Raw genomic sequence first — 14,829 nt, forward strand, 5'->3', positions numbered from 1 at the left:
CGTCAAGGAAATAAGAAAATGTCTGAACGTAAGAGCGGTACCGTCAAGTGGTTTAACGACGAAAAAGGGTTTGGTTTTATCACTCCAGAAAGCGGTCCGGATCTGTTCGTACACTTCCGCGCTATTCAGGGCAACGGCTTCAAGAGCCTGAAAGAAGGCCAGAAAGTGACTTTCGTTGCTGTGCAAGGGCAAAAAGGCATGCAAGCTGATGAAGTGATCGCCGAAGGCTGATACTTCCCTGCGACAAAAAGCCCCTGATGTCACCATCAGGGGCTTTTTTATGGGCGCCGCAGGGGCATTGCCCCGTAAAATGCATTTTTTCTCCAGAGAGCCCTGCCATGTCAAAACCCCTGCTGAGCCCCCAAGGCGAGTTCCCCGCCGTTGGCCTGGGCCGTCGCCTGGCAGCGATGTTCTATGACTTCCTGTTGTGCACCGCACTGCTGATCGTCACCGCCTTCCTTTACAAACTGGTGTGGATCGCATTCGTGGGCGAAGCGAAAATGCGCACTCTCACCGAGTCCGGCGCGCTGGACGGCGACCCGCTGCTGTCGACCATTCTGTTCTTTGTGCTGTTTGGCTTCTTCGCCAAATTCTGGACCCATTCCGGGCAGACCCTGGGCATGCAGGTGTGGGGCGTGCGCGTACAGAACGCCGACGGCTCGCGGATCAGCCTGTGGCAGGCGCTGTTACGCTTTGTGGTGTCGATTGCGTCGTGGTTGTGCGTGGGGCTGGGGTTTATCTGGTCGTTGTTCGACAAGCAGAAACGCAGCTGGCATGACATCTACTCGGATACGCAGTTGGTGAGAATTCCGAAGCAAAAGAAATAACTCCCTGCCTGCTGAAATCAAAATGTGGGAGGGGTTTGCCCCCGATAGCGGCTCTACATTCAATATTTCTATTGACTGACACACCGTCATCGGGGGCAAGCCCCCTCCCACATTTTTAACCGAGCTCGCTTCGTTTCAGGCGTTACCGGCCAGCTTCAGGCGCGCAGCCTGAGTGAAATCCAGCATGCGCTTGAGCGGCCGCACCGCCTGCGGGATCACCGAAGGCTCGACGAAGATCTCGTTACTGCCCTCACGCAGGCACTGCAAGGTGCGCTCCAGCGTATTCATCGCCATCCACGGGCAGTGCGCGCAGCTGCGGCATGCCGCGCCGTTACCGGCGGTAGGCGCTTCGACAAAGACCTTGTCCGGGCACAACTGCTGCATCTTGTAGAAGATGCCGCGGTCGGTGGCGACGATGAAGGTCTTGTTGGGCAGACGCTGCGCCGCGGCAATCAACTGGCTGGTGGAACCCACCGCATCCGCCAACTCGATCACCGACGTCGGCGACTCCGGGTGCACCAGGATCGCGGCGTCCGGGTACAGCGCCTTCATATCTTCCAACTGCTTGGACTTGAACTCTTCATGGACAATGCAGGCACCGTCCCACAACAACATGTCGGCTCCGGTCTGGCGCTGGATGTAGGTACCCAGGTGCTTGTCCGGGCCCCAGATGATGGTTTCGCCGTTATCCATCAGGCTTTCGACGATTTCCAGCGCACAACTGGAGGTCACCACCCAATCCGCCCGCGCCTTGACCGCCGCCGAGGTGTTGGCATACACCACCACGGTGCGCTCGGGGTGCTGATCGCAGAACGCCGAAAACTCATCCACTGGGCAGCCCAGGTCGAGGGAGCACGTAGCTTCCAGGGTCGGCATCAGGATGCGTTTTTCAGGGGTGAGGATTTTGGCGGTCTCGCCCATGAAACGCACACCGGCGACCAGCACGGTCTTGGCCGGGTGGGCGGCGCCGAAGCGTGCCATTTCCAGGGAATCGGAGACACAGCCGCCGGTTTCTTCGGCCAGGGCCTGAATCACCGGGTCGCAGTAGAAGTGAGCGACCAGCACCGCGTCCTGAGCTTTCAGCTCGGCGGCGATGGCGGTACGCAGGCCAGCCTCTTCATCGGCACTGAGGACCTTGGGCTGCTTGGCGTCGAGGTGGGCTTGAACCAGTAGGCGTTCGGAAATTTGCGTCATGTTCGCAAGACCTGCAGGCGCAGTTGCGCGAAAGTCGAGTGTACCACCGGCTCTGGAGCCCTTCGGGCGCCGCCGGACGAAGTGAGGGTGTTCATCAAGCACGGGTTAAAGTGAAGCTGGGCAAGGCTACAGAATATCGAATGGTTTCAAAAGCCTAATCTGGCGTTCGAGGCCGTGATAAGCGGGTAAAAAAACGGGAAACACCATCGCTGGTGTTTCCCGTTTTTTTATCTCGCTCAACGCCGACAGGGTTGATTCAGGCCAGGCGACAAACGTCAGAAGCGGTACGCGACCGAGACACTGGCCTTGCTGTTACAAAAACTCGTCAAGGGCCGCATAAGCCGACCGCAGGAGGGCGAGAATCGCCTCCTCCACGGGGGCGTATGACTCGGCATCTCACGGACGGCGCATGACACATCGACTTTTTCACAAGACAAAAAAAAACCCGGAAATCCTCACTTGCGTGGGCCTTCCGGATTTTCTAAACCGCCAAAAATGGTGGGTCGTGTGGGATTCGAACCTACGACCAATTGGTTAAAAGCCAACTGCTCTACCAACTGAGCTAACGACCCGCTGTGTGGTGGCGCGTATAATACTGATTTCTAAGGATTATTCAACACCTTATTTGAAATAAATCAGAAATAACGCGTTGGGTCCGTAATTCCGGCCTCTTGGAAGCCCTCAGCACGCAGTCGGCAGCTGTCACATTTCCCGCAAGCACGGCCGTCATCGTCTGCCTGGTAGCAGGAAACAGTCAGCGAATAATCGACGCCTAGTCCTACGCCAGCCTTCACAATATCGGCCTTGCTCAGGTTTTGCAGCGGCGCCAGGATGCGAAAGCCCTGCCCTTCGACACCGGCCTTGGTGGCCAGGTTGGCCATGCGCTCGAACGACTCGACGAACTCCGGGCGGCAATCCGGGTAACCGGAATAATCCACCGCGTTGACGCCAATAAAGATGTCGCGGGCATTCAGTACCTCTGCCCAGCCAAGGGCAAGGGATAGGAATACGGTGTTGCGTGCTGGCACGTAAGTCACCGGGATACCTTCACTCGGCGCTTCCGGCACATCGATGCTGCTGTCGGTCAGGGCTGAGCCACCAATGCCGTTGAGGTTCAGGCCAATCACCTTGTGCTCGGCCACGCCCATCTCACGGGCAACACGGGCAGCAGCGTTCAGCTCGGCGCGATGGCGCTGGCCGTAGTCGAAGCTCATGGTGTAGCAGGTGTAACCTTCAGCCTGCGCCATGGCGACCACGGTGGCGGAGTCCAGGCCACCGGACAACAGGATGACAGCGCGTTTTTGAGCAATCGTAGGTTCAGTCATTTCAGCGTCCTGGCTCGTCGTTCCAAAGATATTTATGCAGCTGCAATTGCAGGCGCACTGGCAGGTTATCAGCCACCACCCAGTCGGCGAGGTCGCGTGCGTTCAGGTCGTGGTGGCTCGGCGAGAACAGCACCTCGCCCGCGCGACGGTCCAGGCCATACTGGATCAGCTTGGAGCTCGCCCAATCGTAGTCGTCGCGGGAACAGATCACGAACTTGACCTGGTCGTTGGCCGTCAGCAGATCGATGTTCTCGTAGAGGTTGCGATGCGCCTCTTTGGAGCCTGGGGTCTTCAGGTCGACCACGCGGCTTACGCGCGGGTCTACCGCGGAAATGTCCAGGGCACCACTGGTCTCCAGGGACACTTCGTAACCGGCGTCACACAGCTGCTTGAGCAGGGGAATGGCATTTGGCTGCGCCAGCGGCTCGCCACCCGTCACACAAACGTAGCGCGGTCGATAGCTGGCAACCTGCTCGAGGATGTCATCGAGGGTGCGCACGGTGCCGCCACTGAAGGCGTAGGCGCTGTCACAGTATTGGCAACGCAATGGGCAGCCGGTCAGGCGCACAAATACTGTGGGCAGGCCAGCGGTGCGCGTTTCACCCTGTAACGAGTAAAAAACTTCGGTGATGCGTAATGTGTCTTGCATAGTCGCCACGGGCGTAACAGCTAAACAGGCTGTCCGCCTCCGTCAGGCACTTCAAGGAATTCCGCCAACGCGTAAACCCCAGGAAGCGTGTTTCATAAAAGGGCGTGGATTCTAACGAAAAAACCCGCGCCAGGCGCGGGTTTCTTCCAAACGGGCTGCATCGCTTACAAGCGTTGCAGATCGCGCTGGGCCAACTGGGCAGCGGAAGTACCCGGATACTGGGCAACCACCTGCTGCAGAATGCCTTTGACCTTGTCGGTATGACCCAGGCGGCGTTCTACGTCAGCGAGTTTGTACAGCGAGTCCGGCACCTTGGCGTGCTTAGGGTAGAGTTGGCTGACCTTGGCAAATGCCTGCCCTGCCCCCTGCAAATCACCCTTTGCCAGGTTTACCTCACCCAACCAGTACTGGGCATTGCCTGCGTACTGACTGTTTGGGTAACGACCGAGGAATGCGGTGAAAGCCTTGCTGGCCTTGTCGAAATCCTTGGCTTTGATCAGATCGAAGGCGGCATCGTAATACAGCTTTTCCTTCGCCGGATCACCCGGTTCGCTGCTGGCGGCAGGGGCTTGGCTGGCGGCCGCGGCCCCTGCTGCTGCACCACCGGCGGCGGCACTGGGTGCGCCACCGGTAGAAGAATTATCAGGAGTTGCGGCAGGTGTAACGCCGGCTCCAATACGTCGGTCAAGATCCTGATATCGCTCCAGGCCTTCTTGCTTCAGCTGGTTCACTTGGTTCTGCAAAACCTCAATGGCGCCTTGTTGCTGCGACAATTGATCCTGCATGCGTTGCAGCTGGTTGAACAGTTCGCCCTGTGCCGAGGGGGCTGACGTAGCCGCCCCCCCAGCATAGGCGCCGTTCGTGCCATAACCCGCTGGCGGATAAGCACTTCCGCTATTGTTATAGCCAGAGTTGCTATCGACCACAGGAGCCGCAGCCCACACCGAGAGCGGCGCGAGGCTGAGAGTCAGTACAGTTAGAGCACGACGGCACGTTCGCATGACGAATTACTTACGCAGTTCGACGCGACGGTTTTGAGCCCAGGACTGCTCGTCGTGGCCAGTAGCAACTGGACGCTCTTTACCGTAGGAAACCAGTTCCAGTTGGCCTGGAGCAACACCTTGCAGTACCAGGTAGCGCTGAACGGCTTTCGCACGACGCTCGCCCAGAGCCATGTTGTACTCACGAGTACCACGTTCGTCAGTGTTACCTTCCAGAACAACGCGAGCGCCGTTAGCTTTCAGGTCTTTCGCGTGAACGTCCAGAGCGCGCATGGCTTCTGGTTTCAGGTCCGAACTGTCGTATTCGAAGTAGAAAGTAGTGATTGCGCGCAGAGCAGCTTCTTCGCTCAGGGAGCCGTCAACTGCACCAGTGTTAGCACCGTAACCAGCGTTTGGATCAACAGCTGCGCCTTCACCGGCATTGTCGCCGCCTTTAGACGAGCAACCAACGGCTACGGACAGAGCCAGAGCCAGAGCAGCAAACTTACCAAACTTCAGCATTTCCATCGTGAAACTCCTAATGAACCCCAGTGTGTTAAGCAAATCTTTTTGTAGCGCCGCGTCAGTTCAGGTAAGGGGACCAGGATGGTTCTCTGACTTCGCCTTGTGCGGTAGGAAGCGGGAGCCTTACGCGTCCATTAATGGACACGAGCATCAAGACTCCCCGGCCCTGCTGGCGGGTGGCGTAGATTACCATGGTGCCGTTGGGCGCAACAGTGGCTGACTCATCAAGGTTGGTATCTGTAAGGATTTTTACGGTTCCGCGCTGCAAATCCTGGGCCGCAACCCGGAAATTAGTGAAACCATCCTGACGGTGAATCATCACCAACGTCTTTTCATCAGCCGAAAGCTTCGGATTGGCGTTGTAGTTACCGATAAAGGTCACGCGTTCCGCGCCCCCACCGCCAATGCTCGATTTGTAGATTTGTGGCTTGCCACCGCGGTCGGAGGTGAAATAGATGGTCGAGCCATCTTTACCCCAGAACGGTTCGGTGTTGATACCTGGGCCGCTGGTGACGCGAGTGATCTGGCGCGAAGCCATGTTCATCACGTAGATATCCGGGTTACCGTCCTTGGACAGTACGAATGCCAGGCGCGAACCATCCGGCGACCAGGCAGGTGCACCGTTGAGGCCTTCGAAGTTGGTGATCTGCTCACGACGGCCAGTATCGATGTGCTGGACGAAGATACGCGGACGCTTCTGTTCGAAAGACACATAGGCAATACGCTTGCCGTCCGGCGCAAAGCGCGGAGAAAGGATCGGCTCCCGGGACTGCAGCAAGGTCACGGCGCGCGCACCGTCGTAGTCCGAACGCTGCAACGTGTAGCGAGTGTTGTCTACAGAGAAACGTTCAGCAGTGACATAGAGCATGCGCGTCGAGAAAGCACCCTTGATACCGGTGAGCTTTTCAAACGACTGGTCCGAGATGTAGTGGGCCATGTCCCGCAGTTGTTCGGCGGTGCCCGACACGCTGCCGGTCAATACCTGCTGCTCGGTGGCCACGTTGAACAATGTGTACTGGATCTGCAGGCGACCGCCGGCAGGCTGGATGTTGCCGACCATCAGGTACTGGGCACCCACGGCCTTCCAGTCACGGAAGATGACTTCGCTGGCCTGGGTAGGCTGGCTGATCATGTTGCCTTTCGGAATCGGCGCGTAGTAACCGGAGTTGCGCAGGTCGTCGCTGACGATCTGGGCCATGTCATCCGGCAGCACGCTGCCGCCCTGCCAGCCGAACGGCACAACCGCGATCGGGGTGGCCCGATCGCTACCGCTGGTGACCAGGATGTTCTTTTCATCCGCCGCCGCTATCCCTGCCATACAGCAAATAACGACAAGCATTCCTCGAAGAAGGTTTCTCACAAGGCTAGATCCTCAGGTGTGAATGTCATCTTGAATGAACGATAGGGAGCGAAGTCGCTTGGTTTCATTCCCTGCATCTCGGTCAACCGGCCAATGTTCTTGACCGCGGCAACCGCCGAACTGTCGAACGAACCGTCACCACTGGACTTGGCCACGCTGACCGAAGTCACCGTACCGTCCGGCAACATGCCGATCTGCAGCACTACTGTCATGCCTTTGCGTGCCGAAGGTGGACGTGTCCAGCCTTCTGCTGCTCGTGCCCGAATCAGGTCGTCGAAACTGCCCGCGACTTCATCACCACGTTCATCGGCCAATGCTTGCTGACGCTGAGGCGTGTCGGAAAGCAAATCTGCCAAGGCCTGGGCCTTTTTGTCTTCGGCGGATTTACGCGCTGCTTCCTGGGCCTTTTTCTTGCTGGCGTCGGCGGCAGCTTTCTTCTTCGCGTCGTCGGCGATTTTCTTCTTCGCCTCGTCTGCTTCAGCTTTTTTCTTGGCGTCTTCGGCGGCTTTCTTCTTCGCGTCCTCGACTATCTTTTTCTTGGCGTCTTCAGCGGCCTTTTTCTTGGCCTCTTCTTCGGCTGCTTTTTTGGCTTCTTCTTCAGATTTTTTCTTGGCTATATCAGCCAATTGTTTCTCTTCAGCTTTTTTAGCTTCGGCAGCTTTCTCGGCTTTCTTGGCTTCATCAGCCTTTTTCGCCTCGTCGGCCTTCTTCGCTTCGTCAGCCTTTTTCGATTCCTCGGCCTTTTGAGCCGCCTCTTCTTTCTTTTGTTCCGCAGCAGCCTTCACCGCTTCCTGCTCGACCTTCTTCTGTTCCATCTGCTCGACTTCAGTCTGGCGCGCAGCCGACTTCTGGGCCTCACCCGCAATCTTCTGATTGGTCTGGGTAGTGGCCTGACTTTTCGATTTCAGCTGATACAGGGTCGCCTGCACGATCGGCTTGGCTGGCGGCAGGTCCGGGGTCATGGCAAAGCTGACGAACAACATGCCAAACACCAGGACATGCAGGGCAATTGCCCAGACGCTAGGCCAGAAGTAGCTTTCCGAGGCGGACGGCTCTCGCTGTTGGTGCATCAGGGCGCCTCGGTAATCAAGCCAACGTTGCCGACGCCGGCCTTCTGCAGCCCGCCCATGGCGCCCATGACGGAGCCGTAGTCGACCGATTTGTCACCGCGGATGAAGACTTGGGTGTGCTTGCCGCCTTCGTTGCCGGAGCGAATAATCTTGGTCACTGCGTCGGTCATCGCCGGCAAGGTCAGGGCCTTGTCCTGCTGCTTCTGGGTATCGACTTCGCTGCCAAGGTTCCAGTAGTAGGTCTTGTCAGCCTTGATCGAAATGGTCAGCACCTGGGTGTTGTTGTCCTGGGGCAAGGCTTCGCTGGAAACCTTGGGCAGATCAACTTTCACACCCTGGTTGAGCATCGGCGCGGTCACCATGAAGATCACCAGCAGCACCAGCATCACGTCGATGTAAGGCACTACGTTCATCTCGGCGACCGGCTTGCGCTTGGTTCGAGCTCGAGTGATTAAAGCCATCGGGGAGTACCTGCTTATTCTTCGCTGGTGTGCACTTTACGGTGCAGGATCGCCTGGAATTCATCGGCGAAGGTGTAGTAACGGCTGATCAAGGTCTCGCCGCGCGCGGCAAAACGGTTGTAGGCAATTACTGCGGGGATAGCGGCGAACAGGCCGATCGCGGTGGCGACCAGGGCTTCGGCGATACCCGGGGCCACGGTGGCCAGGGTCGCTTGCTGGGCCTGGGCCAGGCCACGGAACGAGTTCATGATCCCCCACACGGTACCGAACAGGCCGATGTACGGGCTGACGGAACCGACGGTGGCGAGAAACGGCAGGCTCTGCTCCAGCTTCTCTTCTTCGCGGGAGATGGCCACGCGCATGGCACGGGCCACGCCTTCCATGACCGCTTCCGGGTCAACGCCTGGCTGCTGGCGCAGACGGGAGAATTCCTTGAATCCGGCGCGGAAGATCTGCTCGACGCCCGAATCCGGATCTGGGTTGCTGCCGGCCTGGCGGTAGAGCTTGGACAGGTCGATACCCGACCAGAAGCGCTCTTCGAAGCTCTCCAGGGCACGTCGACCGGCACGCAGCAGGTTGCTGCGCTGAAAAATCATGACCCAAGAGGTAACCGATGCGGCTACCAGGATCAGCATCACCAGTTGAACCACAACACTGGCATTACTGACCAGGCTCCACATGGAGGAATGGTCGACGACGGTAGGTTCCACGCTAAATCTCCTGCTTTGATTGTTTACCCGCGCCGCTCACGGCGGCAAAGGCCGCACGTAGAGTTTCGGGAATGGCCCGAGGTTTCAAACTGTTGGTGCGTACACACGCCACCAGGAACTGCCCCTCGCAGAGCAGCGTTGCATCCGTAGCCCGCCTGACCTGCTGCTTGAATCGCAGGCTGGCACGGTTCAATTCGATTACTTCAGCGCTGACCAGCAGTTCGTCGTCCAGTCGCGCCGGCGCGTGATAGCGAGCCTCGCTGGAATGCACGACGAATAACAGGTCCTCCCCTGCCAGCTGGGATTGGGCAAAGCCCAGCTCCCGTAGCCGCTCGGTTCGAGCCCGCTCCATGAACTTGAGGTAATTGACGTAATACACGATACCGCCGGCATCGGTGTCCTCGTAATAAACGCGACAGCGATGTGCGAACGACTGATCCCCGTTTTGCGCGCGCATACTCTAGTGCTTACTCCTCAGGTTGCCAATCCGGCTTAGCAACTGTTTTTTCATTCTCGCTTTTTGCGTTCGAGAATATTTCCAGTGACTGAATGACGATACCAGCCACTAGGACAGCACAAACCTTGAATAAATCGATCCACGTGGTCTTTTTAATCGTCCACTGCATCCAGGAATTCGTCTACCACGGGCATCTCACCCAATCGTGACGGAATGTTTAACCCGAAGTGCAAATAGGCATGGCGCGTGACCACCCGCCCCCTTGGCGTGCGCATGATGTAGCCCTGCTGGATCAGGTACGGTTCCAGCACATCTTCAATGGTATGGCGCTCTTCACTGATGGCCGCGGCCAGGCTGTCTACCCCCACCGGGCCACCGTCGAACTTCTCGATCATGGTCAAGAGTAGACGTCGATCCTGGTGATCGAAGCCATGCTCGTCCACATCCAGCAGGTTCAAGGCCAGGTCGGCCACCGGCTTGGTGATATGCCCCTTGGCCCGCACCTCGGCAAAATCACGCACGCGGCGCAGCAGGCGGTTGGCAATACGTGGCGTGCCCCGGGCCCGACGGGCGATTTCAAACGCGCCTTCCGGGTCCAGGGGCAGGCCGAGAATGCCGGCCGAACGGCTGACGATGGTCGCCAGGTCTGCGGTGCTATAGAACTCCAGACGTTGAACGATACCGAAACGGTCTCGCAGCGGGTTGGTCAGCATACCCGCACGCGTGGTCGCCCCCACCAGGGTGAACGGCGGCAGGTCGAGCTTGATCGATCGGGCCGCGGGGCCTTCGCCGATCATAATGTCGAGCTGGAAGTCTTCCATGGCGGGGTACAGCACTTCCTCGACGATCGGCGACAACCGATGGATTTCGTCGATAAACAACACGTCATGGGGTTCAAGATTGGTCAGCAGCGCCGCCAGGTCGCCAGGACGCTCCAGCACCGGGCCGGAAGTCGACTTGATCGACACGCCCATTTCCTGGGCAATGATGTTGGCCAGGGTGGTTTTACCCAGCCCCGGCGGGCCAAAGATCAGGGTGTGATCCAGGGACTCGCTGCGCCCGCGCGCGGCCTGGATGAACAACTCCATCTGCTCGCGCACGGTAGGCTGGCCGATGTAGTCGGCCAGGCTCAGGGGCCGGATGGCACGGTCCTGGATTTCTTCGCGGTCACGGGGGCCCGTGGCCGCGATCAGACGATCAGCTTCAATCACTTAAATCATTCCCTTCAGGGCTCGGCGGATCATGTCTTCGCTGCTCAGGTTCTTGTCCTTGATGGCCGACACCGCCTTGCTCGCCTCCTGCGGCTTGTAGCCCAGGGAGATCAGCGCGCTGACGGCATCGCTTTCAGCGCTGGCCACCTGGCCTGCCGGCATATCCGGCTGGTTCGGCACCAGAGCGAACATGCTCGGCACCACTTCCCAGGCCTTGAAGCGGTCCTTGAGCTCCACCAGCAGGCGCTCGGCGGTTTTCTTGCCCACGCCCGGCACCTTGGTCAACGCCGAGGTGTCCTGGGCCGAAACGGCACGCACCAGTTCGTCCACTTCCAGGCTCGACATCAACGCCAGGGCCAACTTCGGCCCCACGCCATTGAGGCGAATCAGCTCGCGGAAGAAGTCGCGGTCGCGCTTGCCGATGAAACCATAGAGTAGTTGCGCGTCTTCGCGCACCACCAGGTGGGTGTGCAGCGTTATGGGTTCACCGACCGACGGTAGGCGATACAGGGTAGTCATGGGCACTTCCAGCTCATACCCCAACCCGTTGACATCCAGAATCAGGTGCGGCGGCTGTTTCTCAGCCAGGGTGCCGCGCAAGCGTCCAATCACGGTTCAGATCCTTAAAGCGTGGGGTCAGATCGAGGCCTGACCGGAAATAACGATTGCGCTGATGCTATCAGAGACGCAGGCGCCCGCCACGACTGCGTGCCGTCCCCAAGCCGTGCGGTAGCAGGCTGGAGCGCGTGTGCGCATGGCAAATGGCAATGGCCAGGGCGTCGGAGGCATCGATCTGCGGTTTTGAGGTGAGCTTGAGCATGTGCATCACCATCATCTGCACCTGCTCTTTATTCGCCGCACCCGTACCAACCACTGCTTGCTTGACCTGGGTCGCGGTGTATTCGGCGATTTCCATGCCTTCCTCGGCACCGGCCACGATGGCAGCGCCACGGGCCTGGCCGAGCTTGAGGGCCGAGTCGGCATTCTTGGCCATGAACACCTTTTCGATGCCCATGGTCACTGGCCCGTAGGTCTGGATCACTTCACGCACGCCGCGATAGACGATCTGCAAGCGCTCAGCCAACTCGCCCGCGCCGGTACGAATACAGCCCGAGGCGACATAGACGCAGCCACGCGGGGTGTGTTGCACCACGCCAAAGCCGGTAATGCGCGAACCGGGGTCGATACCTAGGATTAAAGTCATAAGGCCTGCAGGTCGGGTAAACACAATTTTTGATACAGGGAGGCCCAATGTGGGAGGGGACTTGCCCCCGATGGCAGTGTGTCAGTTATCTCTCAATCGACTGAACCACCGCTATCGGGGGCAAGCCCCCTCCCACATTTAAAACTACATCGCCCTTCAGCCTAGCTGTTCGGCTACAGATTCAGGGATGTCGGCATTCGAATACACGTTCTGCACGTCATCCAGGTCTTCGAGCATATCCAGCATCTTCAGTACTTTCTGCGCGCCGTCCAGGTCCAGCTCGGCGCTGGTGGTTGGCAGCATCACGATTTCCGCGTCGGTACCTTTGAAACCGGCCGCTTCCAGCGCGTTACGCACGGCGTAGAACCCGGCGAACGAGGTGAACACGTCAATGGAGCCGTCTTCATTGGTCACCACGTCGTCGGCATCCGCCTCCATTGCCGCTTCCATCAGCGCATCTTCATCCACACCCGGTGCGAAGGAGATCTGCCCCTTGCGCTCGAACAGGTAGGCTACCGAACCGTCTGTGCCGAGGTTACCCCCGCACTTGCTGAACGCATGGCGCACCGCCGCCGCGGTACGGTTGCGGTTATCGGTCATGCACTCGACCATCACCGCCACGCCACCCGGGCCGTAGCCTTCGTAGGTAAGCTCGACCATGTCGTCGGTATCGGCCGCCCCGGCACCACGGGCCACGGCGCGGTCGATGATGTCGCGGCTCATGTTGGCGCCGAGGGCTTTATCCAGCGCCAGGCGCAGACGCGGGTTGGAGCCTGGGTCACCACCGCCCTGGCGGGCAGCGACCGTCAGTTCGCGAATCCACTTGGTGAAGATCTTGCCTTTCTTGGCATCCTGACGCTCTTTGCGGTGCTTGATGTTCGCCCACTTGGAATGGCCAGCCATAACACAACTCCGAAATTCTCTAGAAACCTTATCAACCCCGCCCCAGGCGGGATGCAACCCTTGTAACGCAAAGGCGCATCCGAAGATGCGCCTTTTTGACCGCGTAAAACCTTATCGCGCTTTCACGCAGCAGCCTTACTCAGCCTTCGGCGTCTCGCGCAGGCGAATGTGCAACTCGCGCAGTGCCTTGGCATCCACCACACCCGGCGCCTGGGTCATGACGTCCGCAGCGCTCTGGGTTTTCGGGAACGCGATCACTTCACGGATCGACTGGGCGCCAGTCATCAGCATCACCAGGCGATCCAGGCCGAAGGCCAGGCCACCGTGCGGCGGCGCGCCGTATTTCAGGGCGTCGAGCAGGAAGCCGAACTTCTCTTCCTGTTCCGCTTCGTTGATGCCCAGCAGGCGGAATACCGCTTGCTGCATCTCTTTGCGATGGATACGGATCGAACCGCCACCCAGCTCGGTGCCGTTCAGCACCATGTCGTAGGCACGGGACAGAGCGCCTGCCGGGTTGGCTTCCAGCTCTTCAGGGGAGCACTTCGGCGCAGTGAACGGGTGGTGCAAGGCGCTGAAGCTGCCGTCGTCGTTCTCTTCGAACATCGGGAAGTCGACGACCCACATCGGTGCCCACTTGCAGGTCAGCAGGTCGAGGTCGTGGCCCAGCTTGATCCGCAGCGCACCGAGGGCTTCACTGACGATCTTGGCCTTGTCGGCGCCGAAGAACACGATGTCGCCGTCGACCGCACCAACGCGATCCAGGATCACATTGAGGTTGGCTTCCAGGATGTTCTTCACGATAGGCGACTGCAGGCCTTCAACACCTTTGGCGCGCTCGTTGACCTTGATGTACGCCAGGCCCTTGGCACCGTAGATGCCGACAAACTTGGTGTAGTCGTCGATCTGCTTGCGCGGCATGCTCGCGCCACCAGGCACACGCAGGGCGGCGATGCGGCATTTCGGGTCGTTGGCCGGGCCGCTGAACACCTTGAAATCGACATCTTTAAGCTGGTCGGCCACGTCCACCAGTTCCAGCGGGTTACGCAGGTCTGGCTTGTCGGAACCGTAGCGGCGCATGGCTTCTTCGAAAGTCATGTGCGGGAATTCGCCGAATTCCAGGTCCAGCACTTCCTTGAACAGGTTGCGGATCATTTGTTCGGTGATACCCATGATCTCTTTTTCATCGAGGAAGCTGGTCTCGATGTCGATCTGGGTGAATTCAGGTTGGCGATCGGCGCGCAGGTCTTCGTCACGGAAGCACTTGGCGATCTGGTAGTAACGGTCAAAGCCGGCCACCATCAGCAGTTGCTTGAACAACTGCGGCGATTGCGGCAGGGCGAAGAAGCTGCCGGCGTGGGTGCGGCTTGGCACCAGGTAGTCACGCGCGCCTTCCGGGGTAGCCCGGGTGAGGATCGGCGTTTCGACGTCGAGAAAGCCGTTCTCGTCCAGGAAGCGACGGATGCTGGTGGTCATGCGCGAACGCAGGCGCAGCTTCTCGGCCATTTCCGGACGACGCAGGTCCAGGAAGCGGTAGCGCAGGCGGGTTTCTTCGCCGACGTCGGAGTATTCGTTAAGCGGGAACGGCGGGGTTTCCGATTCGTTCAGCACTTCCAGCTCGTAGCCCAGCACTTCGATTGCGCCGGACGCCATGTTCGGGTTCACAGCCCCGGCCGGACGCAGGCGTACCTTGCCGGTGATCTTCACGACGTATTCGCTGCGCACGCGGTCGGCGGCGGCGAAGCTCTCGGCGCGGTCCGGGTCGAACACCACCTGGGCCAGACCATCACGATCACGGATATCGAGGAAGATCACCCCGCCGTGGTCGCGGCGACGGTGAACCCATCCGCAAAGGGTGATTTCCTGACCATCCAGGGTCTCGTTCAGTTGGCCGCAATAGTGGCTGCGCATCATGGTAGTGGTTTCACTTCTCGTAATTCGAAATTCGGTGGAGGC

At 59.1% G+C, this 14,829-nt stretch carries 17 protein-coding genes and 1 tRNA gene; 2 read left to right on the forward strand and 16 right to left on the reverse strand.

Annotation, left to right across the window (positions count from 1 at the left end):
• Window positions 1–18: 18 nt before the first annotated feature.
• The gene (locus tag AC1Q6I_RS15215; protein WP_024077135.1) at window positions 19–231 is read left to right on the forward strand and encodes a cold-shock protein; all 213 of its coding nucleotides are present in this window, start codon (window positions 19–21) and stop codon (window positions 229–231) included.
• 107 nt (window positions 232–338) lie between these two features.
• Entirely contained in the window at window positions 339–827 is a 489-nt protein-coding gene (locus AC1Q6I_RS15220; protein ID WP_024077136.1) for an RDD family protein, read from the forward strand.
• Between the two features lie 135 nt (window positions 828–962).
• On the opposite strand, the gene nadA is transcribed toward AC1Q6I_RS15220, so the two are convergent.
• The 16 genes from nadA to aspS form a co-directional block, all read right to left on the reverse strand.
• A complete protein-coding gene (gene nadA / locus AC1Q6I_RS15225; RefSeq protein WP_024077137.1) occupies window positions 963–2,021 on the reverse strand; it encodes a quinolinate synthase NadA in 1,059 nt (352 codons plus the stop codon).
• Window positions 2,022–2,517: 496 nt separating this feature from the next.
• Window positions 2,518–2,593 (reverse strand) — tRNA-Lys (locus AC1Q6I_RS15230).
• Between the two features lie 63 nt (window positions 2,594–2,656).
• On the reverse strand, window positions 2,657–3,331 hold the full coding sequence (gene queC / locus AC1Q6I_RS15235; protein WP_173903805.1) for a 7-cyano-7-deazaguanine synthase QueC: 675 nt from the start codon (window positions 3,329–3,331) through the stop codon (window positions 2,657–2,659).
• A 16-nt stretch (window positions 3,332–3,347) separates the two neighbouring features.
• Window positions 3,348–3,995, reverse strand: coding sequence for a 7-carboxy-7-deazaguanine synthase QueE (queE, locus tag AC1Q6I_RS15240; RefSeq protein WP_024077139.1), 648 nt, complete (start codon window positions 3,993–3,995; stop codon window positions 3,348–3,350).
• A 164-nt stretch (window positions 3,996–4,159) separates the two neighbouring features.
• On the reverse strand, window positions 4,160–4,996 hold the full coding sequence (gene ybgF, locus AC1Q6I_RS15245; protein ID WP_069076929.1) for a tol-pal system protein YbgF: 837 nt from the start codon (window positions 4,994–4,996) through the stop codon (window positions 4,160–4,162).
• A gap of 6 nt (window positions 4,997–5,002) precedes the next feature.
• A complete protein-coding gene (gene pal, locus AC1Q6I_RS15250) occupies window positions 5,003–5,503 on the reverse strand; it encodes a peptidoglycan-associated lipoprotein Pal (protein ID WP_003209827.1) in 501 nt (166 codons plus the stop codon).
• A 55-nt stretch (window positions 5,504–5,558) separates the two neighbouring features.
• Window positions 5,559–6,839 carry a Tol-Pal system beta propeller repeat protein TolB gene (tolB, locus tag AC1Q6I_RS15255; RefSeq protein ID WP_041161007.1) on the reverse strand — a complete coding sequence of 427 codons (1,281 nt, stop codon included), beginning with the start codon at window positions 6,837–6,839 and terminating at the stop codon, window positions 5,559–5,561.
• Between the two features lie 17 nt (window positions 6,840–6,856).
• A complete protein-coding gene (gene tolA, locus AC1Q6I_RS15260) occupies window positions 6,857–7,930 on the reverse strand; it encodes a cell envelope integrity protein TolA (RefSeq protein ID WP_024077142.1) in 1,074 nt (357 codons plus the stop codon).
• Window positions 7,930–8,382 carry a protein TolR gene (tolR, locus tag AC1Q6I_RS15265; protein WP_160384999.1) on the reverse strand — a complete coding sequence of 151 codons (453 nt, stop codon included), beginning with the start codon at window positions 8,380–8,382 and terminating at the stop codon, window positions 7,930–7,932. Before tolR ends, tolA begins: the two co-directional genes overlap by 1 nt.
• A gap of 23 nt (window positions 8,383–8,405) precedes the next feature.
• Window positions 8,406–9,101, reverse strand: coding sequence for a protein TolQ (gene tolQ / locus AC1Q6I_RS15270; protein ID WP_024077143.1), 696 nt, complete (start codon window positions 9,099–9,101; stop codon window positions 8,406–8,408).
• A gap of 1 nt (window position 9,102) precedes the next feature.
• Entirely contained in the window at window positions 9,103–9,558 is a 456-nt protein-coding gene (ybgC, locus tag AC1Q6I_RS15275) for a tol-pal system-associated acyl-CoA thioesterase (protein WP_032890914.1), read from the reverse strand.
• Between the two features lie 152 nt (window positions 9,559–9,710).
• The gene (gene ruvB / locus AC1Q6I_RS15280; protein WP_024077146.1) at window positions 9,711–10,769 is read right to left on the reverse strand and encodes a Holliday junction branch migration DNA helicase RuvB; all 1,059 of its coding nucleotides are present in this window, start codon (window positions 10,767–10,769) and stop codon (window positions 9,711–9,713) included.
• The gene (gene ruvA, locus AC1Q6I_RS15285) at window positions 10,770–11,381 is read right to left on the reverse strand and encodes a Holliday junction branch migration protein RuvA (protein ID WP_003175802.1); all 612 of its coding nucleotides are present in this window, start codon (window positions 11,379–11,381) and stop codon (window positions 10,770–10,772) included.
• A 67-nt stretch (window positions 11,382–11,448) separates the two neighbouring features.
• Window positions 11,449–11,973 carry a crossover junction endodeoxyribonuclease RuvC gene (gene ruvC / locus AC1Q6I_RS15290; protein ID WP_024077147.1) on the reverse strand — a complete coding sequence of 175 codons (525 nt, stop codon included), beginning with the start codon at window positions 11,971–11,973 and terminating at the stop codon, window positions 11,449–11,451.
• 156 nt (window positions 11,974–12,129) lie between these two features.
• Window positions 12,130–12,876 (reverse strand): YebC/PmpR family DNA-binding transcriptional regulator, encoded by a 747-nt coding sequence (locus tag AC1Q6I_RS15295; protein ID WP_024077148.1) that lies wholly within the window; start codon window positions 12,874–12,876, stop codon window positions 12,130–12,132.
• A gap of 135 nt (window positions 12,877–13,011) precedes the next feature.
• Window positions 13,012–14,787, reverse strand: a complete 1,776-nt coding sequence (gene aspS / locus AC1Q6I_RS15300) for an aspartate--tRNA ligase (protein ID WP_102623794.1) — start codon at window positions 14,785–14,787, stop codon at window positions 13,012–13,014.
• Window positions 14,788–14,829: the final 42 nt, after the last annotated feature.

The sequence above is a fragment of the Pseudomonas sp. MPR-R2A5 genome, assembly GCF_058793055.1.

Bases quoted from the DNA above. Each gene is read 5' to 3' on its own strand.
- AC1Q6I_RS15215 (WP_024077135.1), top strand. From the start codon at position 19: ATGTCTGAACGTAAGAGCGGTACCGTCAAGTGGTTTAACGACGAAAAA.
- AC1Q6I_RS15220 (WP_024077136.1), top strand. From the start codon at position 339: ATGTCAAAACCCCTGCTGAGCCCCCAAGGCGAGTTCCCCGCCGTTGGC.
- nadA (WP_024077137.1), bottom strand. From the start codon at position 2,021: ATGACGCAAATTTCCGAACGCCTACTGGTTCAAGCCCACCTCGACGCC.
- queE (WP_024077139.1), bottom strand. From the start codon at position 3,995: ATGCAAGACACATTACGCATCACCGAAGTTTTTTACTCGTTACAGGGT.
- ybgF (WP_069076929.1), bottom strand. From the start codon at position 4,996: ATGCGAACGTGCCGTCGTGCTCTAACTGTACTGACTCTCAGCCTCGCG.
- pal (WP_003209827.1), bottom strand. From the start codon at position 5,503: ATGGAAATGCTGAAGTTTGGTAAGTTTGCTGCTCTGGCTCTGGCTCTG.
- tolB (WP_041161007.1), bottom strand. From the start codon at position 6,839: ATGCTTGTCGTTATTTGCTGTATGGCAGGGATAGCGGCGGCGGATGAA.
- tolA (WP_024077142.1), bottom strand. From the start codon at position 7,930: ATGCACCAACAGCGAGAGCCGTCCGCCTCGGAAAGCTACTTCTGGCCT.
- ybgC (WP_032890914.1), bottom strand. From the start codon at position 9,558: ATGCGCGCGCAAAACGGGGATCAGTCGTTCGCACATCGCTGTCGCGTT.
- ruvC (WP_024077147.1), bottom strand. From the start codon at position 11,973: ATGACTTTAATCCTAGGTATCGACCCCGGTTCGCGCATTACCGGCTTT.
- AC1Q6I_RS15295 (WP_024077148.1), bottom strand. From the start codon at position 12,876: ATGGCTGGCCATTCCAAGTGGGCGAACATCAAGCACCGCAAAGAGCGT.
- aspS (WP_102623794.1), bottom strand. From the start codon at position 14,787: ATGATGCGCAGCCACTATTGCGGCCAACTGAACGAGACCCTGGATGGT.